Raw genomic sequence first — 23,456 nt, 5'->3', positions numbered from 1 at the left:
CGCAATCTGCGTCACCTTTGTTTTGCATCAGTCGGAAAGGCGGCTTTGCCGTTTGACGGCCTTGCGCCGGGGGGCCAGACTTTCGTGATCACTTCAACGATGACGATCGGATCTAGCCATGCTCAGCGCTACTCTCAAATTTCTCTTTCGTGATCTCCAGGGCGTGGTGCAGCGCGTGCAAGCCTGGCTGGCGGCCCTGGGGGCTGAACGCCGCTGCGCCATGCGGCTGGACCGTGTGGCCGACCGTCTCACCGGCATGGGCAAGAAAATCGACCTGCTCAGGGCGGGGATGCGCGCCGGCGGGGGGGACGAACCGGTTGATGACGATGCCTCACTGCGCCAAGCACTCAAGCATCTCAAGGAAGATATCCGCGACATCCGCTGCCAGCTCTCCGGCATGCACGGTGTCCGGCTCAGCGAGCGCATCGAGCGCGCCATCTCGCGCCTGAACCGCATCGCCGAAGAAACGTATGCCAGCGCCGACAAGCTGCAGTGGGAAATTGCCGAGCACGATGGGCGGTTTGAGCTGCGCGGTTGAAAACGATGAAAGGAAGCGGCTGTCGGCCTGTAAAAGCGCGAACCTGACGAACGCAAGTTAGCAGCGAAAAGACGCCATGACGGACTGCCAAAAGGCCACTCATCGCCGATAAGCCCCGTTGATCTCACCGAATCCACCAATTGTCCCGGCGCGCTCGCGTGTGCGTGATGGCTGACCTATGCTGTCTGCTTGATCAACTCGCATCTCGGAGAATATGAAACCCGCTCTCATCGCCGCCTTGCTGGCCACGCTCGTCGCACCAGTCACTGCAGCCGCGCAAGTTACCAACGAAAATTGGGAAGCCAGCTTGCGCCAGTTCGACAGCGCTTATTGGAAAGCCTTCAACGATTGCGAAGTGCAGAAAATGACGATGATGAATTCTGAGGATCTTGAGTTCTATCATGACATTGGTGGCAAGATGCGTGGACGGCAGGCATTCGCCGAGGCGACCAATCGGAATATCTGCGGCAAGCCGGACTGGCGCTTGCGACGGCAGGACGTGCCAGGGACGGTGCAGTTCTATCCCCTCAAGAGCAACGGCGCGGTGTATGGCGCCGTCATCGTCGGCGAGCATTACTTCTACCATCTGAACAAGGGCCAGCCGGAGCGGCTGGAGGGCAGGGCGCGCTTTGCGCACACGCTGCTCATCAAGAATGGGCAGTGGCAGGTTGCCCGGGTGCTCAGTTTTGATCACGGGCCAGTGAAATAAACGCAGGCAGGTGCGCTGGGCTGCAAGCTTGTTCCCTGATTCGGTGCCGTGCCCCCACCGGGCTGGCAGGCAAGTCCCCAATGGAGCCAAAGAAGACGGAAGCTTGCGAACCCTTTGCGCGATGTGACCGAGGCCGCGCCACGGAAGCTTAGAACGCCTAACAAAACTGCTACTTGCTAGTTGTGGTGGGTCGTAAACGTTGATGATGCTTTCCACTTGGCAAGGTGCTATCATCCCTGGACAGGCCGCTTTCGGGCCAACAGCGGACGGTCGGACGTCGAAGTTAAAGAGAGTTAAATGGACGAATTGCCGCGCGCAGGCATTGCGAATGATGATGCGACCCGCAAAAGGATCGATGCTGCTGTATCTGCCAGAAATTTGGCACGCGCCTCGAGCAATACTCGCTGGGATGGGCTGATTAGCTATTTCCGAAACCAGACCGGTTGGCGTCCATCGTATAGGTCCAAGTCGGTCACAGGCCGTATTTCTGGTTGGGATGTTGAGTGGTTTTACCATTTGCCTTTTCCATTCGCGTCGGTTGAGTGGTTCGACATCGGCTTGTACGAGGGTGTGCCGGCGGAGGGGCGGCTTCTTAGATCTAAAGTTATCGATCATACGGAAGAGATTTCGAACGTCGTCGATGCCATTGGTTTCGAACTCGAAGTGCGCGGCGATGTACTCAGGATATGGGGGTACTTGCCCAGATCGTACGACGATTTCCCTCCTGTTTAACCGGCACGCACATGCCAGCAGTGGGGAGGCAGCAGCCCTGGCGTCCGCCCCGGTCGCCGTCGAGAACAATCTGCGGATGTCGGCCAGAAGCTGCCGTTCGCAATTTGACGCTGCTTACCACTACTGAAAAACCCGGAATGAAATTAAAACAGAACCTATGACAGCAGACATATTTGAAGGTATGAGCTGGCACGACAATGCAATCCACGGATTTCATATCGCCGAAGGGGATGACGGCTGCAGCGGTCAGCTGACGCTAGACATCGACTACATTCTTGAGTGGCTTCCGCCAACGGGTGACGAAGCAGTTTTTTCTTTCGTCGTGGCCCCGGCGAAGCTGGTTTTCCATGAAGCTACAAATTTAGTAATTTCTGTTGATTACGCCTCATCCTCTGCTTCGCTACAACCTATGACGATCAGTGAAATTCATCGAGAGGTCCATAGGTACCCGAATGGTTACACCTCGTTCTCGTGGAAGATCGAAATGAACTCACCTAGTGACGGATTTATCTCGTTTCATTCTCCCCGCCTATCGCAGGTATTGAAAGGGGAACCTGTTCGTTCAACAGCTCAATGGCTGCCGGCTTCTGGACGGTTGCCACTTTCAAACCTGTGAGGTTGGGGGCGGTGGTTGCGACCCAGCTCTCTGACACATGTGGCTGATGGTGAAGGTCAACTACCGATTGCACCGTCGTTGCTGAGGATGGCTGGCGGGACGAGTCACTTTTCAATAAATTCAGAGCGGACGACTTGCGTAGTTGAAATCAGTAGGCCAGCAGTGATCGTCCGGTTTGGGGCGATTCCGGCCGGTCGGGGTTCTGGTAGAGTTTTCCCCTAGCAAGCTGCTATCATTGGCCGACAGGCCGGTTTCGGCCCAGCCTGTGTAAAAACGCAGAATCGGTGCGTTTTCAGGGGTCTCCTAACCATTCCCGACACCGAGAAAACGCCGTGGCGCGAGTTCTAAAGGGTCGAATGCTCCGGCCACCTCGGCGCATTCGCGTTTTTACACAGCCTGGGCCAAATGCGGTCATTCGATCTTCAGTAAACATCTGTACAATCGACTCGACATGACGAAGAACCCATCCGATGAATACATTGCGCCAGAATCTCTCGCAGAGCTCTTGCAGAGGTATGCGGCCGGTGAGCGCAGTTTTCCAGATACGGAATTGGACGACACCGACTTTTCTAACGTCGTGTTAAACGGTGCATCGTTTGGCCCAGGCTCGTGGTTCCACAGCTCGAATTTCAATGGGGCAAAGCTCCAAGGGGTGAGCTTCCATAATTGCAATGTCAAATGTGCGAACTTTAGTAATGCCGACCTACGGGGTGCATTTTTTGAAGGGGCATCGGTCGAAGCCACGGACTGGGACGGCGCACTCTTAGATGGAGCCTCGTTCACAGGCGTAACCTTCTGCGGGCATACCTTAGCCGCCGGCGAAACATTTCCGTTTTAAACGATCAAGTGACCGCTGCGAGGCGCGAGCTTCCGGCCGCTGAGGCGCCGGTCCCCGTCGCGTGCAATCGACAGGGACCGGCCAACAGAAGACCGCGTCAACGTCGGCTTTGGGGTGTGGATTCAAGCGGACGCACGGACCTCAGTCTGGGCATTCAGATGACGGCCGTTTTCGTAGCCGGACTGAGTTCTGGCCCAAGCACTTCTTCCCGACGACCTTTGGTCGCTTATAGAAGAGCATCTTCCTGCCCAATTCGCTCGCTGAGGGGTGGGCGACCACGGATTAACGATCGGGCAGCCCTCACTGGCATTCCATTTATTCTTAAAACTGGAATACTTTGGGAATACCTGCCGCGTGCTTGGGTGCGGCAGCGGCATGACCTGCTGGCGTCGCCTTCACGAATGGATGCAAGCCGGTGTTTGGCAGCGCATCCACGAGGCTGTCCTGCGCCGCCTTCGAGAGTATGACCAGATCATGTGGAATCGAGCTTGTATTGATGCCGCGAGCGTACCGGCACCGGCTCGTGGAAGCATACTGGCCCGAACCCGACCGATCGCGACAAGCTCGGCTGCAAACATCATTTACTAGTTGATCAGCGTGGCCTGCCCCTCGAGGCTAAAACCACCGGCGCTCAGGTTCATGATTCGCGCCTGCTCTTTCCACTCGTAGAATCGATCCCAGCTGTTAAAGGCCTACCCGGCCGTGCGCGGAAACGTCCAGATAAGCTGCACGCTGATCGAGCGTACGCTTCGAGAGCACATCGAGTCTGGTTGCGCCGGCTAGGAATCTCAGTACGGATAGCACGCTACGGGGTCGAGTCACGCGAAAGGCTCGGCAGGTTGCGTTGGGTCGTTGAACGTACCCTGGGGCGGCTACACCGTTTTCGCAGATTGCGCATCCGTTATGAACGGCGAGCGGACATCCACCAAGCGTTTCTTTCGCCCGCCTGCTCACTCATCTGTTGGAGGTATGTCGAGAGGTTTTGTTAGGCGCTCTTAGGCGCTTCGCCGCTGCACCAGCGCCGGCTCGCCCTCCAGCGGGTCGGCCGCCTGCCTGTCGCGCCGCTTCATCGCCTCACCCAGCATGACCAGCACCGGGCCGTGGGATGGCCCCAGGCCATGCGCCAGCGTGGCCAGCGTGAGGCGGAAGATGCGCTGGTCCGGGCGGCTGCAGTTTTCAATGACCACCACTGGCGTGTCGGCGCGCCGGCCCTGGTCCAGCATGCGCTGGGCGGTGGCAATCGCTTCGCGCCCGCCCATGTACTGCACCAGCGTATCGGTATCCGGAATCGCCGCATGCTCTGTTTCGTCCGGCGCCGTGCTGGACGTGAAAAAAGCGACGCTGCGCGAGACGCCTCGTTTAGTGAGCGGCTGCTTGGTGGCGGCGGCGGCAGCGACGGCGGTGGTGATGCCGGGGACAACTTCCACCTCGATGCCCGCTTCTTCGAGCGCGCGCAGTTCTTCGTCGGCGCGGCCAAACAGCATCGGGTCGCCACCCTTGAGGCGCACCACCAGCGCAAACTTGTGGGCATTGTCGACCATCTGCTTGTTGATGAATGCCTGCGCCGTGGAGAGCTGGCCGCAGCGTTTGCCGACCAGGATTTTTTCCGCCTGCGGACACAGTTCCAGCATCTCGGGCGTGACCAGGGCATCGTGCAGCACCACGTCGGCCTGCGCCAGCAGGCGCGCGCCGCGCAGGGTAATCAGGTCCTGGGCGCCGGGACCGGCGCCCACCAGATAGACTTTTCCGAGTGCTGCCATGGTCTTCTCCTTTGAAGGATTATTCGCCGAGCCGGATCATGCCCGCCGCGACAGTCTGGTGCGTGACTTCATCGATGAGGATGAATGCACCGGTGGCGCGGATATCGGCATAGGCATCGGCCGCCAGCGGCTGCTGCACATTGAGTGAAATGCGCGCGATATCATTGAGCTTCAAGCCCTGGGCCGGCTGGCGCTGCTGGGTATTGATGTCGAGCAGGGTGTCGACGGCCGTGATCTTGGCCGCCGTCTGCTTGGTGCCGTGCTTGATCCAGTACTTGCGGCGCAGGTCGAGTGGTTCATCCGACATCCAGCATACATCGGCCGTCACGCTTTTCAGGAGCTGGGCCGGCTGCTCGGCACTGGCCAGCAGGTCGCCGCGCGAGATGTCGAGGTATTCGTTGAGCAGCAGCGTAATCGACTGGCCGGCCGATGCCGACTGATGCGAGCCTTCCAGCGTGACGATGTCCTTGACGGTGGCGCTCTGGCCCGAAGGCTGCACCACCAGCTTGTCGCCCACGCTGACCTTGCCCGCTTCAATGCGGCCCATGTAGCCGCGGAAGTCGTTCGCTTCGTGGCCATTGTGGCGCGCCACCAGCTGCACCGGGAAGCGGAACGGCGAGTTGTGCGACTCGTCGTAGACCGAGAGCGACTCCAGCAGTTCGATCAGGGTCGGGCCCTGGTACCACGGCATGCTGTCCGATGGCTCCACCACGTTGTCGCCCGTCAGGGCCGACAGCGGAATGGGCGTGATGTCCTTGAGGCCCAGCGTGGCCGCGAATTCCTGGTAAGCCTTGACGATGCGCTCGTAGGTCGCCTGGTCGTAGCCGATCAGGTCCATCTTGTTCACGGCCACCACCACGTGCTCGATCTGCAGCAGGTGGGCGATGGTGGAGTGGCGCTTGGTCTGGATCAAGAGGTCCACGCCGCCGTCTTCGCGCAGCTTCACTTTTGACACGTCGATCAGGATGATGACCGCGTCCGCCGTCGAGGCGCCGGTGACCATGTTGCGCGTGTACTGCTCGTGGCCAGGCGTGTCGGCGATGATGAACTTGCGCTTGGGCGTGGCGAAGTAGCGGTACGCCACATCGATGGTAATGCCCTGTTCGCGCTCCGCTTCCAGGCCATCGGTCAGCAGCGACAGGTCGACCGTGTCGCCCACGGTGCGCTTGTGCTTGGAGCGCGACATGGCGTCCAGCTGGTCGGCAAAGATGCCCTTGCTGTCAAACAGCAGGCGTCCGATCAGGGTGCTCTTGCCATCGTCGACCGAACCGGCCGTGATAAAGCGCAGCAGGCCCGAGACGGCGTCGGTGCGTTCGCTGATGGGGAGGTCAAGGTTGGTGGTCGGGGCATTCATCAGAAGTATCCTGCTTTTTTACGTTTTTCCATCGACGCTTCGGAAGTCTGGTCGTCCATCCGGGTGGCGCCGCGTTCGGTGATCTGGGTAACTGCCGTTTCAGCGATGATTTCTTCGACCGTGGCCGCGCTCGAACTCACCGGGCAGGTGCACGAAATGTCGCCCACGGTACGGAAACGTACCACCTGCTTCTCGATTCTCTCGCCTTCGCGCGCCGGCGTCAGGGGCGTCAGTGGCACCAGCAGGCCATTGCGCGGAATGACCTCGCGCTCGTGGGCAAAATAGATCGGCGGCAGGGCCAGCTTTTCGCGGTGGATGTACTGCCACACATCGAGTTCGGTCCAGTTTGAAATCGGGAACACGCGCATGTTCTCGCCCGGGTGGACGCGGGTGTTATACAGGTCCCACAGTTCGGGGCGCTGGGCCTTGGGGTCCCACTGGCCGAATTCGTCGCGGAAGGAGAAGATGCGCTCCTTGGCGCGGGCCTTTTCCTCGTCGCGGCGGGCGCCGCCGATGCAGGCGTCAAAGCCATGCTCGGCGATGGTTTCCAGCAGCGTGACCGCCTGCGCGGCATTGCGCGAGTCGGTCAGTGGATTGCGCAGGCGCACGGTGCCCTTCTGGATCGAGTCTTCGACCGAGCCGACGATCAGGCGCTCGCCCAGTTCGGCGGCGCGGGCATCGCGAAAGGCGATCACTTCGTCAAAATTGTGGCCGGTGTCGATGTGCACCAGCGGGAAGGGGAATTTACCCGGGCGGAAGGCCTTTTCGGCCAGGCGCAGGAGCACCACGGAGTCTTTGCCGCCCGAGAAGAGCAGGGCAGGATTGGCGCATTCGGCAGCCACTTCGCGCATGATGTGGATCGCTTCGGATTCCAGCGCGTCCAGGTGGCGCGCATTGACGTCGGTGAGGCCGCGCGGGAGATCGGTAGTTGTATTCATATTGGCTTTGCCTGGTTTTGTGGTGGCCGCGCTGATGTCAGGCTGCCACGGATTTAATGCGAATCAGTTTGCCGTCGACCATGTGCAGGCCGCATTCCTTGGAGTCCGGGTTTTCCCACCACCAGCGGCCGGCGCGGATATCTTCGCCCGGCTCCACGGCGCGCGTGCACGGTGCGCAGCCGATCGATGGAAAGCCCTGGTCGTGCAGCGCGTTGTATGGCACATCGTTGGCACGGATGTAGTTCCACACGTCGTCCTCCGACCAGTCGGCCAGCGGATTGAACTTGGTCATGCCATGTGCCGGATCGTCTTCCTGCACATCGAGCTGGGCGCGCGTGGTGGACTGGGCGCGGCGCTGGCCGGTGACCCAGGCCTTGTTGCCGGCCAGGGCGCGACCCAGCGGTTCGACCTTGCGGATGCGGCAGCATTCGCGCCGCATCTCGACGCTGTTGTAAAACGCGTTGATGCCGTTGGCCGCCACGTAGGTGTTCACCAGTTCATCGATTGGCTTGTACAACTCGATGCTGTAGCCATAGACCGCCTTGACCTGGGCCAGCACATCCAGCGTTTCCGGATGCAGGCGGCCGGTCTCGAGCGAGAAGATCTTGATCGGCAGGCCGGCCCTGAGAATCATGTCGGTCAGGACCATGTCTTCAGCCGCCAGGCTCGAGGCAAATACCGCCGGCGAAAAATCGGCGGCAATGCGGACCAGGGTGGCGCGCGTGTCGGCAACCAGTGCGGAGATGTCGCTCATGGCCGCTGCCTCAGATGCCAAAGCCGACATCGCTGGTCTCCGCTGCCACGTGATGGCGCTGGGCGCGGCGAAACAGCGGCGCCTTCTGGTCAACCGACGCCTGGTACACCTCCGAGAAGTCAGTCAGGCCTTTGAGGGCATCGTGGATGTTGCGGTCCTGGCGCGTGGCAAAGGCGTTAAAGCCCACGCGGTGCATCTGGAACAGCTGGTCGCGCAGCACGTCGCCAATGGCGCGCAGCTCGCCCGTATAGCCCAGGCGCATGCGCAGGTTAAAGGCAATCGAATAGCCGCGGCCATCGGTGAACTTGGGGAAGTCCACGGCCACCACGGCAAACCGTTCCAGCTCACCCTTGAGTACTTCCGGGCGCTCGTCGGAGGCGATCCACACGCCCAGGGCGGCCCGTGCCGACAGGGACTCGCGCTGCGCCTGCCATACGGCCAGCGGCACAATGACTTTGCCTTCCGGGACGACGGCATCCTGCGCGGCCTGGTTTTCGTCAAGCCGCAACACCGTCCAGTCGTCAGCGACGACGGCGCGGTCCTTGATGATCTGAGGGTGATTCTCAAGCATAGTGGTCTTCTCCAACCAGTTCGCCCGCCTTGATCGGCGTGGCATACACATGTTCCTTGAACGGGGCAATCCCGAGGCGCTGCGCGGTATCGACAAAGCGCTCGTCTTCGGTGCGCTCACGGACGTAGACCTGCAGCAGGCGGTCGATCACTTCCGGCATCTGCAGGGCCGAGAACGATGGGCCGATGATCTTGCCGATGGCCGAGTTGTTGCCCTGGGCGCCGCCAATCGACACCTGGTACCACTCGCTGCCATCCTTGTCCACGCCAAGGATGCCGATCGAGCCGACATGGTGGTGGCCGCAGGCGTTGATGCAGCCCGAGATATTGAGTTCGATGTCACCGATATCGTGCTGGAAGTCGATGTCGTCAAAGCGCTCGGCGATGGCGGCGGCAATCGGCAGCGACTTGGCGTTAGCCAGCGAGCAGAAGTCGCCGCCGGGGCAGCAGATCATGTCGGTCAACAGGCCAATGTTTGGCGTGGCCAGGCCCTGGGCCTTCACTTCCTGCCACAGTTCAAAGAGGTCGGCCTGCCTGACGTCGGCCAGCACCAGGTTTTGCTCGTGGGTGACGCGCACTTCGCCAAAGCTGTAGCGGTCGGCCAGGTCGGCCACGAAGTCCATCTGGGTGGCGGTGGCGTCGCCTGGCGGCACGCCCGTCTTTTTCAGCGACAGCAGCACGATGGCGTAGCCAGGCACCTTGTGCGAGTACACATTGCGGCTGAGCCAATTGGCAAAGGCCTTGTTGTCTTCGCGTCCGGCGCGCGGGTCGATTGCTTCGAGCTTCTCGTACGGGTGGGGCGTGAAGTAGGCGGCGATGCGCTCCATCTCCTCGGCCACCAGGGTCGATTCATTGTCCTTCAGGTCCTGCCATTCCTCTTCGACCATGCGCGCGAATTCTTCCACGCCCAGGGCCTTGACCAGGATCTTGATGCGCGCCTTGTACTTGTTGTCGCGCCGGCCATACTGGTTATACACGCGCATGATCGCTTCGATGTAGGTCAGCATGTGCTGCCACGGCAAGAATTCGCGCACCACGCTGCCCAGGATCGGGGTGCGGCCCATGCCGCCGCCGACCATGACCTTGAAGCCGACTTCACCGTCCGCGCCATGCACCACGGTCAGGCCGATGTCGTGCACCGCAATGGCGGCGCGGTCTTCCAGCGCGCCATTGATGGCCACCTTGAACTTGCGCGGCAGGGCGGCGAATTCGGGATGGAAGGTGCTCCACTGGCGCAGCACCTCGGCGTACGGGCGCGGGTCGATGATTTCGTCGGCGGCCACGCCGGCAAATTCGTCGGACGTGATGTTGCGGATGCAGTTGCCCGAGGTCTGGATGGCGTGCATCTCGACCGAAGCCAGATCGGCCAGGATGTCCGGCGTCTGCTCCAGTTCAATCCAGTTGAACTGGATGTTCTGGCGCGTGGTGAAGTGGCCATAGCCGCGGTCGTACTTGCGCGCGATGTGGGCAAACATGCGCATCTGGTTTGAGGACAGCAGGCCGTATGGCACGGCGATGCGCAGCATGTAGGCGTGGCGCTGCATGTACAGGCCGTTTTGCAGGCGCAGGGGCAGGAATTCGGCTTCCGTCAGTTCGTCGCTCAGGCGGCGCTCTACCTGGCCGCGGTACTGGGCGATGCGTTCCTTGACGATAAGATGGTCGTATTGGTCGTAACGATACATTGTGTAATCCTGGAAAATGCGTTCTCGGGCGATGGACTCTCCCAAACTAGGCTCAATGGTAATGAACTCAGCCTTTATTCCAAAGGACTAAGAATTTATTTGCTTATATTCGTATCTGGCATAAGCAATCTTATAAAATGAGCGTTGCGGGTATCCAACAAGAAACTGAGTATAAAAGCAATGAATCTCCATCAACTGCGGTTCGTCCGCGAAGCGGTGCGCCAGAATTTCAACCTCACCGATGCCGCCAAGGCCTTGTTTACCTCCCAGCCAGGGGTGTCCAAGGCCATTATCGAGCTCGAAGAAGAGCTTGGCGTTGACATTTTCACCCGCCATGGCAAACGCATCCGGGGCCTGACCGAGCCGGGGCGGCTGGTCTTGCAGTCGGTGGAATTGATCATGCAGGAAATCGACAGCCTCAAGCGCATCGGCAAGGAATACGCCGCCCAGGACAGCGGCAGCTTCACCATTGCCACCACTCACACCCAGGCCCGCTACATGTTGCCCAAGGTGGTGCAAGCCTTCATGCTCAAGTATCCCAAGGTGCGCTTGTCTCTGCTGCAGGGCAACCCGCGCCAGATTGCCGAAATGGTGCAGCGTGACCAGGCCGACCTCGCCATTGCCACCGAATCCATTGCCGGCGTGGACGGCTTGATCACTTTGCCCTGCTACCAGTGGGAGCACGTGGTGGTGGTGCCGCCCGACCATCCGCTGACCCGTTCCAAGGCGGTGTCGCTGGAAGAAATTGCGACTTATCCCATCATCACGTACGACGGCGCCTTTGCCGGCCGCAGCAAGATTGACCATGCCTTCGGCTTGCGCGGCTTGAAGCCCGACGTGCTGCTCGAAGCCATTGATGCCGATGTGATCAAGACTTATGTGGAGCTGGGGATGGGAGTTGGTATCATAGCGGGGATGGCGTTCGATCCCGAACGCGACAAGAACCTGCGTGCCATTTCCGTGGGCCACCTGTTCGGCATGAATGTGTCGCGTGTGGCAGTCAAGCAGGGCGCCTACCTGCGCAGTTACATTTACACCTTCATCGAGCTGCTGGCGCCGACCCTGAGCCGCAAGATGGTCGAATCGGCCATGAGCGGCACCAAAGAAAATTACGAGCTGTAAAGAATGAATTCAGACCAATACGTCCCCTATTACGCCAAGAGCGCCCCCGATTACGACCTGATGTACAACGAGGAGGAGTGCCAGGACGACCTGCACGATGTGCATGAGCACCTGTCCATCATCCTCAAGGGCCACACCGTGCTGGAGCTGGCCTGCGGCACCGGCTACTGGACCGAAACAATTGCCGAAGTGGCCGACAAGATCGTGGCCATCGACATCAGTCCGGAAATGATCGAGGAAGCGCGCCTGCGCGAGCTGCCGGAAGAGAAGGTGCAGTTCCGCGTGGCCGATGCCTATGATTTGCCGGCCGACCTGGGCGACTTTACGGCCGTGTTCATCGGCTGCTGGTGGTCGCACGTCAAGCGCGAGCACCAGGAAAAATTCCTGGCCCATGTGAAGTCGCGCGTGGGCAAGGATGTGATGCTGGTGCTGCTGGACGACGATTACGTCGAAGGCATCAGCCCCACCGTGGCGCGCACCGACAGTGAAGGCAATACTTACCAGATCATGACCGCGCCCGATGGCGAACGCTACGAAATTCCAAAAACCTATCCATCGGACAGCGCGCTGCGCAAGAAATTGGCCTCGTCGGTGCGTGAAATCAAGATCTCGCGCAACGAGTTTTACTGGATTTTGACCTGCCGTTTGAAGTAAGCCACCGTGAAGAGACTGCTTACCGTGCTCGCTGGCGCCGCGCTCAGCGGCTGCTCGCCCGTACCCGGCGCCAGTTCGGCCAGCGATCCCAGCTTCGAGGGCCAGCTCAGGCACATCAATCGCCTGTTGCAGGCGCCTGAGCGGCGCGGCCCGGGCCAGCAGACGCATGTTTTCACGCCTTCGGGTCCATGCCAGGCCCGCCTGGAAATCACGGCCGTGGGATCGAAGGCTTGGAGTCCGAAGCTGGCACGCATGACGGCGCTGGCGGACATCAATTTTGCATGGGGCATGCCGACTGTCCAATATGTCCCGGCTTATATCGTGAGACTGCGCGACGGTGGCGCCGAGCACTGGGGCGCGCGCATCCAGGTGCGTTTCAATGGCAACATTCAGTTTGGCACGACTGAGGTGAGCAGCCGGGGCAGCGTGCTGGCGCGCTCGCACAAGACGCGCGAACTCGGCATTGCCATGCCCAACGACATGGCGCCGGAGCTGGCCGCCCCCGTCATCGCCGCGTTCCAGGCAATTGGTGCCCTGTGCGGCAGCAAGGACAACGATGGTTTTCTCGAGATGCCCGAGCGGCCGCTGGAGGAGGTCGTGCGCCTGGCCGGGCAGGGCGATCCTGCCGCCGTCGGCAACCTGTGCCATCGCTACAAGGAGGGTAGTGGCGGCGCCGCGCGCGATGACGCCCTGGCGCTGAGCTGGTGCCAGAAGGGCGCCGACGCCGGTGTTGGCGACGCGGCCACCATGCTGGGCGAACTGTATTTTTATGGACAAGGCGTGGCCCGGGATGATGCCAGGGCGCTGCGCCTGTTTGAAGAGGAAGAAAAATCGCACCGGGACCAGGCACTGTACATGCTGTTCCGGATGTATGCAGAAGGGCGCGGCGTGACGCGCGATGAGCAAAAGGCGATGGCTTACCTGCGCCGGGCCGCCGAGGCGGGCCACAAGCTGGCGCGGGCAGAGCTGAAAAAGCGGGGCAGCTGAACCACCGGCGCGGCCTGGGCCGCGCCGGGGTGGCGATGCTTAGAACGAGTGGCGCACGCCCAGCGACAGGGCCGACGGATCGGCACCGCGCGCCGTGCTAGGCGGCGTGACGTTGGTGCTCGCGGCTACTAGGCCGAAAACGCCGGTGGCGTTGTTGCTCAGACGGGCATAGTTCGCATACACGTTGGTGCGCTTGGACAGCGAGTAGGTGTAAGCGACGTTGAAGCCGTTGCCCTTGGCGCCATTTTCCAGTTCATTGCGCTGGACATTGGCCAGCACCTTGCTGGCGCCAAAGGCGTAGGATGCACCGACGTTGAGCTGTTCAAACTTGTTGTTGTTACCGGTTGGATTGGCCGTCAGGTAATTGGCCTTCAGTTCTACCGCGCCCATCTTGTAACCCAGGCCGACAATCATTTCCTTGTCATCACCGGACACCGCGCGCTCGGCCACATGGTAGCCAATGCCGGCAAACAGGTTGCCCAGGACATAAGTTGCCGACACGCCGGTCAGGTCCTGGGAAGCACCGGTCTGGGTTTCGCCGGCGCTGTGCGCGGCATTGAACTTGAAGCCGCCCAGCGATGGCGACTTGTAGTTGACCGAATTGGACAGGCGGCGGGTGAGGCGGCCGCTGACAAAGGCCGACAGGTTGCTGCCGTAGAAGCCCTGGCCATTGATGTCGGTGGCATTGGCGATGTCGGCAATCGGGGAATATTCGCGGCCGAGCGTCAGCTGGCCAAAGGCGCCTTCCAGGCCGACCACGGCGCGGCGGCCGAACAGGGCGCTGTCGGCGGCGCCGGAATCGAGGGCCACGCCGGCTTCGAGATTGAACATGGCTTTCAGGCCACCGCCGAGATCTTCCGTGCCACGGAAACCAAGGCGCGAGCTCGACTGGTTACCCGAGTTGAGGACCGTGCGGCTGCCATCCGGGGCGCCGGTGTCCTCGGCTGCGATCGCTGCGTCTGCTACGCCATAGACGGTGACGCTGGACTGGGCCGACGCGGCCAGTGGGAAAATTGCGATCAGTGCAGCTGCCAACAGTTTACCTTGCATTTGAATCTCCATGAGTTTGCTTCAACGAGTTGCTTCTTAACCGTAAAAAATTATAACAATTAAAAATGTCAACTTGATGACAGCGTTGCAGCAAACGTCAGGATGAGGCGGAAGTGCCACGGGTGCCCTCGGCCAGGGCGGCTCGCTCGCTCTGGTGCGCCTCGGCCGCTGGCGCGTGGGCAATGGGCAGCACGATCTCGATGCGGGTGCCAGGCGGCTCGTCGGCGCTGATGGTGATGTCGCCGTGCATGCCCCAAACCCGTTCGCGCATGCCGATCAAGCCCAGGGACTGGGCCTTTTCCATGTCCGACAGCTGGATCCCGCGCCCGTCATCGGCAATGGAAATGAGCAGCTGGCCGTCGAGCCGGTACAGGTAGACCGTGACATTGCTGGCGCCCGCATGGCGCGCAATATTGGTCAATGCTTCCTGCACGATGCGGAAAATGGCGGTGCTGGCCCCATCGTCGAGCCGCAGCTCGGCCTCGTCCGCATACAGGGTGCAGGCGATGCCGTGGCGCTGCACGAATTCATCGCGCAAGCCCTGCAGTGCAAAGTACAGCCCGCCTTCATCGAGGGCGCGCGGGCGCAGGTTGGTGGCGATCCGGCGCAGCGACTGGATGGCGGTAAGCAGGTTCTCTTCCATGCCTTGCATGAGGCGGTTGCTGGCGCTGCGCTCCGGGGCTTCCTGCTGCAGCAGGTTCAGGTCCATGCGCAGCGACGCCAGCAGTTGCCCCAGGTCGTCGTGCAGCTCGCGCGCAATATGGGCGCGCTCTTCCTCGCGCACGGTTTGCAGGGCGGAGGAGAGCTGGCGCAGCTGCGAATGCGAGCGCGACAGTTTGGCTTGCACTTGCTGGCGCTCCGTCACGTCGCGCAGGATGATGGTGTAGATGCGCGCGCCGCCTTCGGTCAGGCACGATACCGACCCTTCCAGGGGAAAGGCCTCGCCGCTGGCGCGCACGCCGGTGACGGCGTAGTCGGTGGCACGGCGCCCGGTGCGCCCGGCGCCATCGCCAAAAATGGCCAGGGTGGCGTCGCCGCTCAGGGTAGGCAGGGGAGAAATGAAGCGGCTCAGGTGACAGCCCTGCATGGCTTCCACAGTGGTGGCGAACATGGCCGCCGCCGACGGGTTGGCCAATACCACGTTTTGCTCTTCGTCAGTGGAGATGATGGCTTCGCTGGCGTGATGGATGATGTCGTGGCTGTGGCTGTGCGCAAAGCGCGGCCCGCGCGTGCGTGCCAGCGCGCGCGCCACGGCCTGACCGGTGAGCACGCCCAGTGCGAACGTTGCCACGCTCCAGCGCAGGAGCCGATAGGAATGCTTCAATGTCATGGGGCGCCTGCCTGATGGTGGCGCGCGAATGCGCGCCCACGCACAGCATAAGGCAATGGCAACAATCGCCATTGAGGCGCGACAAGGGCCAATGGCGGCCCGGCGCCGGCCCAGGGAAGGTGCTTACATCTGCTTGAACAGGTGCAGGAAGCTGCGGCTGACTTCCAGCTTGTCCGACTTGCCCTTGATGAGCACCAGGTGGCGCCCGCGCAAGTCGCGCGTGACGCCTTCGATGGCGTTGACATTGACCAGGGTGGCGCGGTGGATTTGCCAGAACAGCGAAGGGTCGAGTTCTTCTGCCAGATCGCGCACCGGCTTGCGGATCAGCGCTTCAAACTTGTCAGTCTGCACGCAGGTGTATTTCTCGTCCGAGCGGAAAAACAGGATGTCTTCCACCGGGATCATGCGCAGGTCCTGGCCGATGCTGGCCTGGATCCACTGCAGGTACTTGGGCTTGGGCGCGGCCATTTTTTCAGCCAGCTGCGACAGCATGGCCGTGACGCTGTCATTGACCGCTTCCTTCGGTTTTTCCAGGCGTGTCTTGAGGCGATCCACCGTCACCTGCAAGCGTTCCTGCTCGGGCGGCTTGAGCACGTAATCGATGGCACCACGTTCAAACGCCTCGACCGCATACTGGTCGTAGGCAGTGACAAACACGATATTGCTTTGCGCGCCGATTTCGCGCGCCGCATCCATGCCCGTCTTGCCCGGCATGCGGATGTCGAGGAAGGTGAAATCAGGCTTGAGTTCGCCCACCAGGCCAATGGCTTCTTCGCCATTCTTGGCTTCGCCGACGATTTCCAGCTCCGGCCACACTTGCGACAGGCGCATGCGCAGCTGGTCCCGCATCAGTCTTTCGTCATCGGCAATGATTGCTGTAGGCATGGGAGCGTCGAGAAGTGGTAGAGGATGAATTATTGAATGAATTGGTACTTTAATCAACTCATTATGCGGCGCCAGCCTGGCCGGCCGCCACCTGGTACGGCACTTCGATGGTGGCGATGACGCCGCTCGGGCTATTGGCGGCAATGTGCAGCTTGCCGGCATCGCCATGCAGCAGCTTGAGGCGCTCGCGGATGGTGGGCAAGCCCAGGCCCGTGCCGTCGCTCGGCATGACGCCGAAGCCCACGCCATCGTCGCTGACAATCACACGCAGCTTGCCGCTGGCAACTTCCGCCATCACGCGCAGCGTCCCGCCTTCGGCCTTGCATTCGAGGCCGTGCTTGATGGCGTTTTCCACCATGGATTGCAGCATCATGGGGGGAAAGGCTGCGCTGCGCAGGCCGTCGGGAATCTGCATGTCGACTGTGAGGCGCTCTTCCATGCGCATCTTGAGCAGGTTCAGGTAAGCCTTGACCATGTCCGCTTCCCGGCCGAGGTTGGTCACCACGGCGTTGTCGCGCATTTGGGGCAGCACCGCGCGCAGATACTGGATGAGGCTGCGCTGCATGGCCGAGGCGCGCGGGGGATCGGTTTCAATCAGGTATTCCACCGACGCGAGGGTATTGAACAGGAAGTGGGGTTCCACCTGGGCCTGCATCATCTGCATCTTCGTTTCCGACAGCTGGCGCTGCATCGATTCCCGTTCCGCGGCCGCGTTGGCGGTCACGGTTTCCGCTTCCGCGCGCTTCTTGCCGCCCACCAGGGCTTTCATCGACAGCAAGGCAAGGATCAGCAGCGACACGAAACTGATGAACCAGGTCGAAGCTTGCTTGTGGTAGCGCGTCACTTTCGCTTCGGCCTTGTTCTCGACTGCCATTTCAATGGCGTTGGACAGTTCCTCGCCAATCTGGGGCGGCAGTTCGATATGGACGGACTCGCCGTCGCTGTCGGGCATGCTCGTCATGTCGGGCGCCGCCACCGTGATGTCGGCCTTGCCGGGCGTGTCCCCGGGCGCAGCATCCGGCGTGCCTGGCGTGCCCGGCGCGTCCGGCACCGGCGGCAGGGGCGGGATGGGTGTGACCGGCTTGTTGGTCTTGAAATGGATGCCGCTGTCATCGATCACGATGGTGGGCTGGGGACCGCGGCGCTTGTCGTCCTCATCCTTGCGCACCACCACTTCCTCGGGCGAACCGGAAAACAGTTCATCCTGGAGAATATTGGCGGCAATGAGGGACACCATGGCAAACAGGAAGAATTTCCACCATGATAACTCCGTCACCCAAGTACTGGTCGCATCGAAACCGCGATGCAGCGCGGCCATGACGGAGGCGGCTTGCTGCTGGATGGGGCTGCGTGCTGGCATGATGAAAATCCGTATCGTTATATCAAGTAGTGTTGCGTCGGCCGGATGGCAGTGTAATCGAAGCGGCCGGCGCGCGGGCATCTCGGCGCCCGGCTTTGCTGTCGCGACCTTACCACTGTACTGCTGCCGGCCTGCCGGGACGACCGAATTGCGACAGTCTGCACGTTTCCAGGTGCAGAATGCAGTGTGGCGCAGGAAACCGCCAGATGGCGCTTTACGGCATCAATAGTTGCCCTGTATCATCTAAAACTGACTTCCCTCACCGTTGGTATCGCATGTCATTGGACAAGAAGAAATGCCGCCTCGTCACCCGCAGCGACTTTGACGGGCTGGTATGCGCGGTGCTGCTCAAGCACCTCGACCTGATCGACGAGATCCTGTTTGTCCATCCCAAGGATATGCAGGACGGCGTCATTCCCGTGACCGACCGCGACATCACCACCAATCTGCCCTACGTGCCGGGCGTGCACCTGGCGTTCGACCATCACCTGTCGGAAACCATGCGCGAACCGGGTGGCACGGGCAAGGTGCCGCATAACCACATCATTCACCACGAAGCGCCATCGGCGGCGCGCATCGTGTATGCCTACTATGGCGGCTCCTCGGTGTTCCCGGCGCCGTGGACGGAAATGATGGCCGCCGTCGACAAGGGCGACAGCGCGCGCTTTACCCAGCGCGAAGTGCTCGACCCGCAGGGCTGGGATCTGCTCAATTTCCTGATGGATGCGCGCACCGGACTGGGACGCTTCAAGCAGTTCCGCATTTCCAATTACAACCTCATGATGGACCTGATCGATTACTGCAAGGATCACAGTATCGACGACATCATGGGTCTGCCGGACGTGCGCGAGCGCAGCGCGCTGTACGCCGAGCATAGCCAGTTGTGCAAGGACCAGATCCGGCGCTGCGCCACGGTGCACAAGAACCTGGTGGTGCTCGACTTGCGCGGCGAGGACATCATTTATGCCGGCAACCGCTTCATCATCTACGCGCTCTATCCGGAAGCGAACATTTCAATCCACGTGCTGCATGGCTTGCGGCGCCAAAATACCGTGTTTGCCACGGGCCGCTCGATTCTGGACCGCAGCTGCAACACCAATATCGGCGCCCTGATGCTCGAGTACGGCGGGGGCGGGCATCGCAATGCCGGCACCTGCCAGGTATCGAACGAGCTCGCTGCAGACGTGCTCGAGGCCCTGGTGACACGCATCGTCAGCCTCGGTTAGGCCGGCTGGCGGCGAAAAAAAACGCGGACCAAGCCGCGTTCTTTCCGATGCCGGGCCGCTCAGGCCGCGACCACTTCCTGGCGCGCGGGCAGGGCGATCTGATGATCCACGCTGAACTGGTAATCCTCGAACACGTGCTGAGCCGTGAGCATTTGATAGCTGCCGTCGTCCAGCTTGTGCGTGGTGTCCTTGAGGCGATAGGTGTAATGGCCGCAGGTCCAGCAATTGAAGTTGCGCATGTGCGTGCACAGGCAAGTCTTGTCCATCACCACCACCGTCTTGGCATCCGGATTGGCCAGGATCTCGCGGTTGTAGGAATTGATATAGGAACAGTTGCCGGTGGCGTCGAGCAGGTAGCCATAGGATTCGCAACCGGGGCGGATGCCGGCGCCGATGGCGGGCGTACTCTTGAGCATGCGCATCGGGTAGCCGGTGGGCGAAATGCCATTGACGACAATATCGTCTTCGGTGGCGCGCACGTATTCCTGCTTGACCTTGTCGGGCAGGCCGCACTCGTGGGTGATGGTAAAGCGGGTGGCCACCTGGACCCCGCCCGCGCCTTTTTCCAGGAAACCGGCCGCATCGGTGCCGGTGAAGACGCCACCGGCGGCGATCAGGGGAATGTCGAGCTGCTCGGCGCGCATGAAGGCATGGATTTCATCCATGATCGTATGCAGATCGTACTCTTGCCAGTCCATGCCAAAGCCCAGGTGGCCGCCGGCCAGCGGGCCTTCGACAATAATGTAGTCGGGCAGGCGGTTCAGGCGTGAAATCTTACGCAAGAACAATTGCAGGGCGCGCACCGAAGACACGATGATGCCCAGCTTGGCGTCGCGAAAACGTGGATGGTCAGCAATGAGGGCAAAGGAACCGAGGTGCAGGCCGGCCGACATGGTGATGCCATCGATGCCTGCGTCGAGGGCGGCCGACAGGCGCGTGCGCAAGGTTTCCTTGGGCGCGTTCATGGTCAGCTTTTCCATGCAGTTCACAAAGATCAAGCCATCGCCGCGCTTGGCTTCCATGGTGGCGCCCACGTGGCGGCGGGTGGCATCGGCCAGGCGGGCCAGGTCGAACTGGACCACGGCCTTGTCCATATTGTTGATGTTGAACTTGTAGGTCTTGGTCTTGTCCTTGACATAGCTCGTATCGAACTTGCGGTCGGACACGTCTTCCACCATGGCATCGGAAATATGGCCAATGCCGCCCAGGCGGGCCGCTTCGAGCGCCAGCTCCGAGGTGGAAATATCGACACCCATGCCGCCAATCATGATGGGTACATATTCCTTGTTGCCCAGACGCAGGCGGAAATCATCAACACGTTTCATTGCTATCCTTACACTACTGACATGAGCTGCGCTTCCGTCACGGCCACCGGCCCGGCGCATGCCTGCATTTTACCCCGGGGCCGTCACCACGATCGCTGTATACGTTCTGGCGGACACAACAGATGCAGCAAGAACAATTAATCGCGGAAGTTATTAAATTCCAGGGGCATATCGGGCACATCCTTGCGCAGCATGGCCATGGCCGCCTGCAAGTCATCGCGCTTGGCGCCCGTCACGCGCACGGCTTCGCCCTGGATGCTGGCCTGGACCTTCATTTTCGATTCCTTGATGACCTTGACGATTTTCTTGGCGTCCTCGGTCTCGATCCCGTTCTTCACCTTGATGACCTGCTTGACCTTGTCGCCGCCGATTTTTTCGATCTTGCCCTCGTCGAGGAAGCGCACGTCGACCTTGCGCTTGGCCAGCTTATTGGTGAGCACATCGCGCACCTGGGACAGCTGGAAATCGGAGTCGGCAAAGGCCGTCAATTCCGTATCCTTCTGCTCCACCTTGGCGGAGCTGCCCTTGAAATCGAAGCGGGTAGTGATTTCCTTGTTCGATTGTTCGACAGCGTTTTTCACTTCGATCATGTCTGCTTCGGAGACGACATCAAACGACGGCATGGTGGCTTCCTTTTCACTTGCAAAATGTAGAATGCCGATATTTTAACGGACAACCGGCCCTGCGCCCCAGCGCCACGGCCGAAATCCCGGTTCATGGCCTATAATCGGCCAAAACAACGGTAACTTATGCAAACAGACCTCCCTCTCCAGCACGATTTCTCGCTCCGGCAGCTCAACACCTTTGGCATCGACGCCCGCGCACGCGCCTATCTGCGGATCGACAGCGTCGCGCGGCTCGAGGCCGTCTTGGCCGATGCGGCCCTGGCCGGCATGCCGCGCCTGCTGCTGGGCGGGGGCAGCAATATCGTGCTGACCGGCGACGTTGACGCACTGGTGCTGCACATGGCCATCCTGGGCAAGGAGGTGATCGGCAGCGAGGATGGCTGCACGCTGGTGCGCTGCGGCGCCGGCGAATCGTGGCACGGCTTTGTGCAGTACACGCTGGCGCAGGGGCTGGGAGGGCTGGAGAACATGTCGCTCATTCCCGGCACGGTGGGCGCGTCACCGATCCAGAACATCGGCGCCTATGGCACCGAGCTCAAGGACGTATTTCATTCCCTGACCGTGTACGACACGGCCCGTGGCGCCTTGCGCACCATGGGTGCGGCCGAGTGCCGTTTTGCCTACCGTGACAGCGTGTTCAAGCACGCGGCCGGGGCCGGGCTGGTGATTGTCGACGTCACCTTTGCGCTGCCCCAGGCATGGCAGCCGAACCTGCGTTATGGCGAACTGGCGCAAGCGGTGGCCGAGTCGGGGCTGGCATCGCCCACGGCGCAGCAGGTCAGCGACATCGTCGTGGCCATCCGCCAGCGCAAGTTGCCCGACCCGGCCGTGATTGGCAACGCGGGCAGCTTTTTCAAGAACCCGGTGGTCACGGCGGCGCAGTGCGCGGCCTTGCTGGCGGCGTTTCCGGCGCTGGTGCACCATGCGCAGCCTGACGGCAGTGAAAAGCTCGCGGCCGGCTGGCTGATCGACCAGTGCGGCTGGAAGGGCAGGACCATGGGCGCGGCGGGAGTCTACCCGCGCCAGGCGCTGGTGCTGGTCAACAACGGCGGGGCCACCGGCGCCGAGGTGGTTGCGCTGGCGCGGGCTATCCAGGCCGATGTCTGGGAGCGCTACGGCGTGCGCCTCGAAACCGAACCGGTCTTCATCTGAGACAAGCTGACCGCCCCCATTCGTTTCCTACCCCCAGGGTCAGATACCGTCTTGAATTGCAAGCCCGGATTGCAAGTAATTTGCATCGAAGGGCTTGTTTGACCGCAGGACCCCGTAGATCAGATGTGCCAGCTTACGCATGACAGCGCTGACCACGGCCATCTTGGCCAGGCCGTTGTCCGATAAGCGGGCCGCAAAGGCCCTGAGTATCGGGTTGTGCGTCTTGGCCACCACGCCCGGCATGTACAGCGCTGCTCGCAGTTGACCACTGCCGATTCGGCTGATCATGGTCCGGCCTCTTACCGAACTGCCCGATTGCCGTTGCTTGGGAGTGACGCCGATGTAAGCGGCGAAGGCCTTGGCGCTGCTGAACTTTCGCACATCGCCCGCATAGCTGATGACTTTGGCTGCCGTGGCGCGTCCCACGCCCGGAATCGTCGTCATTAGCTCAACGTCAGCCCGCATCCCAGGATCGCTATCGATATGGGTGTCGATATCGTTCTTGAGCTGCGCGATCTGGGCATCCAGCCAGTCCACGTGCTCTTTGGTGTGCTTGGCCAAGTCAGTTTGCCCGGCGAACTCATGCGCTTCAATCCGGTTTGCTTCCTGCTGGCGGATATCCTGAAGTGCACTGAGGCGCTCCACCCATCCACGCAACAAGCGCTCAGCTGGCGGCGGTGCCACCCAAGGTTCCGGCGTCATTGCTCGGCAATACCGAGCAATAACGCCGGCATCGACCTTGTCGTTCTTGTTTCGAATGTTTTCGCTCTGAGCGAAGCCCTTGATGCAGCCTGGATTGACGATGCTGACCTTCATGCCAACTGCCTGCAGATTGAGCGCTACGGGCTCGCTGTAGATGCCGGTTGACTCCATGCAGGCGTGGACTGTCGTCACATCGACCTTTTGCTTGGTCACCCAGTTCGCCAGCTCGGCGTATCCGGCCTTGCTGTTCTCAACGACCTTGTTCTTCAGTTTGCCGCCTTCCAACAGCGCGGCGTCCAACTTCTTCTTGCTGACATCAATTCCCAGAATGGGAGCGTGCGTAGTTTCCATTTGTTGACCTGTCTCGTATGCAGGCTCTAAGGCCTAAGATACCGTCCGGACTTGCAAGGAAAAAACGGGCAAAGGCACCTATCTGACCCACAGACTACTCGTCTCCGACCACGCCGATGTCACTCTGCCCGACCAATAAATCTGGCCCACATTCTGCCAAATTTTCGGTAACTCCAATATACGAGACCACTTAAA

The 23,456-nt window shown here is 60.9% G+C and carries 23 protein-coding genes and 1 pseudogene; 11 read left to right on the top strand and 13 right to left on the bottom strand.

Annotated features, from left to right (window positions below; genetic code table 11):
• The first annotated feature begins 118 nt into the window (after positions 1–118).
• The 6 genes and pseudogenes from KY495_RS01610 to KY495_RS01585 all read left to right on the top strand — a co-directional run bounded on the left by KY495_RS01610 (position 119) and on the right by KY495_RS01585 (position 4,422).
• Positions 119–538, top strand: a complete 420-nt coding sequence (locus tag KY495_RS01610) for a hypothetical protein (protein ID WP_219882044.1) — start codon at positions 119–121, stop codon at positions 536–538.
• Between the two features lie 214 nt (positions 539–752).
• On the top strand, positions 753–1,247 hold the full coding sequence (locus KY495_RS01605; RefSeq protein ID WP_219882043.1) for a nuclear transport factor 2 family protein: 495 nt from the start codon (positions 753–755) through the stop codon (positions 1,245–1,247).
• A gap of 297 nt (positions 1,248–1,544) precedes the next feature.
• Positions 1,545–1,979, top strand: coding sequence for a DUF6678 family protein (locus KY495_RS01600; protein WP_229518457.1), 435 nt, complete (start codon positions 1,545–1,547; stop codon positions 1,977–1,979).
• A gap of 157 nt (positions 1,980–2,136) precedes the next feature.
• On the top strand, positions 2,137–2,595 hold the full coding sequence (locus KY495_RS01595) for a hypothetical protein (RefSeq protein WP_219882042.1): 459 nt from the start codon (positions 2,137–2,139) through the stop codon (positions 2,593–2,595).
• 451 nt (positions 2,596–3,046) lie between these two features.
• Complete coding sequence (locus KY495_RS01590) at positions 3,047–3,433, top strand: pentapeptide repeat-containing protein (protein WP_219882041.1); 387 nt, start codon at positions 3,047–3,049, stop codon at positions 3,431–3,433.
• Between the two features lie 189 nt (positions 3,434–3,622).
• Positions 3,623–4,422, top strand: a pseudogene (locus KY495_RS01585) (IS5 family transposase).
• A gap of 6 nt (positions 4,423–4,428) precedes the next feature.
• Here KY495_RS01585 and cobA read toward each other — a convergent pair.
• From cobA to KY495_RS01555, 6 genes are read right to left on the bottom strand one after another with little or no spacing between them, the layout of a single operon-like run.
• The gene (cobA, locus tag KY495_RS01580; RefSeq protein WP_219882040.1) at positions 4,429–5,193 is read right to left on the bottom strand and encodes a uroporphyrinogen-III C-methyltransferase; all 765 of its coding nucleotides are present in this window, start codon (positions 5,191–5,193) and stop codon (positions 4,429–4,431) included.
• 19 nt (positions 5,194–5,212) lie between these two features.
• Positions 5,213–6,547, bottom strand: coding sequence for a sulfate adenylyltransferase subunit 1 (locus tag KY495_RS01575; protein WP_219882039.1), 1,335 nt, complete (start codon positions 6,545–6,547; stop codon positions 5,213–5,215).
• Entirely contained in the window at positions 6,547–7,485 is a 939-nt protein-coding gene (gene cysD, locus KY495_RS01570; protein ID WP_219882038.1) for a sulfate adenylyltransferase subunit CysD, read from the bottom strand. The genes KY495_RS01575 and cysD overlap by 1 nt, the downstream gene beginning before the upstream one ends.
• A gap of 37 nt (positions 7,486–7,522) precedes the next feature.
• A complete protein-coding gene (locus KY495_RS01565; protein WP_219882037.1) occupies positions 7,523–8,239 on the bottom strand; it encodes a phosphoadenylyl-sulfate reductase in 717 nt (238 codons plus the stop codon).
• Positions 8,240–8,249: 10 nt separating this feature from the next.
• Positions 8,250–8,810 carry a DUF934 domain-containing protein gene (locus KY495_RS01560; protein WP_219882036.1) on the bottom strand — a complete coding sequence of 187 codons (561 nt, stop codon included), beginning with the start codon at positions 8,808–8,810 and terminating at the stop codon, positions 8,250–8,252.
• Positions 8,803–10,491: a nitrite/sulfite reductase gene (locus KY495_RS01555; RefSeq protein ID WP_219882035.1), complete on the bottom strand. Its 1,689-nt coding sequence runs from the start codon at positions 10,489–10,491 to the stop codon at positions 8,803–8,805. Before KY495_RS01555 ends, KY495_RS01560 begins: the two co-directional genes overlap by 8 nt.
• A gap of 180 nt (positions 10,492–10,671) precedes the next feature.
• Between KY495_RS01555 and KY495_RS01550 the strand changes: the two genes are divergently transcribed.
• The 3 genes from KY495_RS01550 to KY495_RS01540 are packed head-to-tail and all read left to right on the top strand — an operon-like array spanning position 10,672 to position 13,254.
• On the top strand, positions 10,672–11,613 hold the full coding sequence (locus KY495_RS01550; RefSeq protein ID WP_219882034.1) for a CysB family HTH-type transcriptional regulator: 942 nt from the start codon (positions 10,672–10,674) through the stop codon (positions 11,611–11,613).
• 3 nt (positions 11,614–11,616) lie between these two features.
• Positions 11,617–12,267: a class I SAM-dependent methyltransferase gene (locus KY495_RS01545; RefSeq protein ID WP_219882033.1), complete on the top strand. Its 651-nt coding sequence runs from the start codon at positions 11,617–11,619 to the stop codon at positions 12,265–12,267.
• Between the two features lie 6 nt (positions 12,268–12,273).
• Positions 12,274–13,254 (top strand): tetratricopeptide repeat protein, encoded by a 981-nt coding sequence (locus KY495_RS01540; protein ID WP_219882032.1) that lies wholly within the window; start codon positions 12,274–12,276, stop codon positions 13,252–13,254.
• Between the two features lie 39 nt (positions 13,255–13,293).
• On the opposite strand, the gene KY495_RS01535 is transcribed toward KY495_RS01540, so the two are convergent.
• From KY495_RS01535 to KY495_RS01520, 4 genes are all read right to left on the bottom strand, one after another.
• Positions 13,294–14,304 carry a porin gene (locus tag KY495_RS01535; RefSeq protein ID WP_219882031.1) on the bottom strand — a complete coding sequence of 337 codons (1,011 nt, stop codon included), beginning with the start codon at positions 14,302–14,304 and terminating at the stop codon, positions 13,294–13,296.
• Between the two features lie 97 nt (positions 14,305–14,401).
• Positions 14,402–15,634: a PAS domain-containing sensor histidine kinase gene (locus KY495_RS01530; protein ID WP_219882030.1), complete on the bottom strand. Its 1,233-nt coding sequence runs from the start codon at positions 15,632–15,634 to the stop codon at positions 14,402–14,404.
• A gap of 123 nt (positions 15,635–15,757) precedes the next feature.
• A complete protein-coding gene (locus tag KY495_RS01525; protein ID WP_219882029.1) occupies positions 15,758–16,519 on the bottom strand; it encodes a LytTR family DNA-binding domain-containing protein in 762 nt (253 codons plus the stop codon).
• Between the two features lie 61 nt (positions 16,520–16,580).
• Positions 16,581–17,879 (bottom strand): sensor histidine kinase, encoded by a 1,299-nt coding sequence (locus tag KY495_RS01520; RefSeq protein ID WP_219882028.1) that lies wholly within the window; start codon positions 17,877–17,879, stop codon positions 16,581–16,583.
• 275 nt (positions 17,880–18,154) lie between these two features.
• Between KY495_RS01520 and KY495_RS01515 the strand changes: the two genes are divergently transcribed.
• Positions 18,155–19,105, top strand: coding sequence for an exopolyphosphatase (locus tag KY495_RS01515; RefSeq protein ID WP_219882027.1), 951 nt, complete (start codon positions 18,155–18,157; stop codon positions 19,103–19,105).
• 59 nt (positions 19,106–19,164) lie between these two features.
• Here the strand turns inward: KY495_RS01515 and KY495_RS01510 are convergent, their stop codons facing one another.
• A complete protein-coding gene (locus tag KY495_RS01510; RefSeq protein ID WP_219882026.1) occupies positions 19,165–20,430 on the bottom strand; it encodes a nitronate monooxygenase in 1,266 nt (421 codons plus the stop codon).
• Positions 20,431–20,567: 137 nt separating this feature from the next.
• The gene (locus KY495_RS01505) at positions 20,568–21,053 is read right to left on the bottom strand and encodes a YajQ family cyclic di-GMP-binding protein (protein ID WP_219882025.1); all 486 of its coding nucleotides are present in this window, start codon (positions 21,051–21,053) and stop codon (positions 20,568–20,570) included.
• 126 nt (positions 21,054–21,179) lie between these two features.
• On the opposite strand from KY495_RS01505, the gene murB reads away from it, so the two are divergent.
• Positions 21,180–22,208 (top strand): UDP-N-acetylmuramate dehydrogenase, encoded by a 1,029-nt coding sequence (gene murB / locus KY495_RS01500; RefSeq protein WP_219882024.1) that lies wholly within the window; start codon positions 21,180–21,182, stop codon positions 22,206–22,208.
• 39 nt (positions 22,209–22,247) lie between these two features.
• Here murB and KY495_RS01495 read toward each other — a convergent pair whose 3' ends face one another.
• Positions 22,248–23,261, bottom strand: coding sequence for an IS110 family transposase (locus KY495_RS01495; RefSeq protein ID WP_219881833.1), 1,014 nt, complete (start codon positions 23,259–23,261; stop codon positions 22,248–22,250).
• Positions 23,262–23,456: the final 195 nt, after the last annotated feature.

The sequence above is a fragment of the Massilia sp. PAMC28688 genome (assembly GCF_019443445.1).
Lineage (GTDB): Bacteria > Pseudomonadota > Gammaproteobacteria > Burkholderiales > Burkholderiaceae_D > Telluria_A.
Note: the sequence above shows the minus strand (reverse complement) of the source record. Positions and strands in the feature narration are given on the sequence as shown.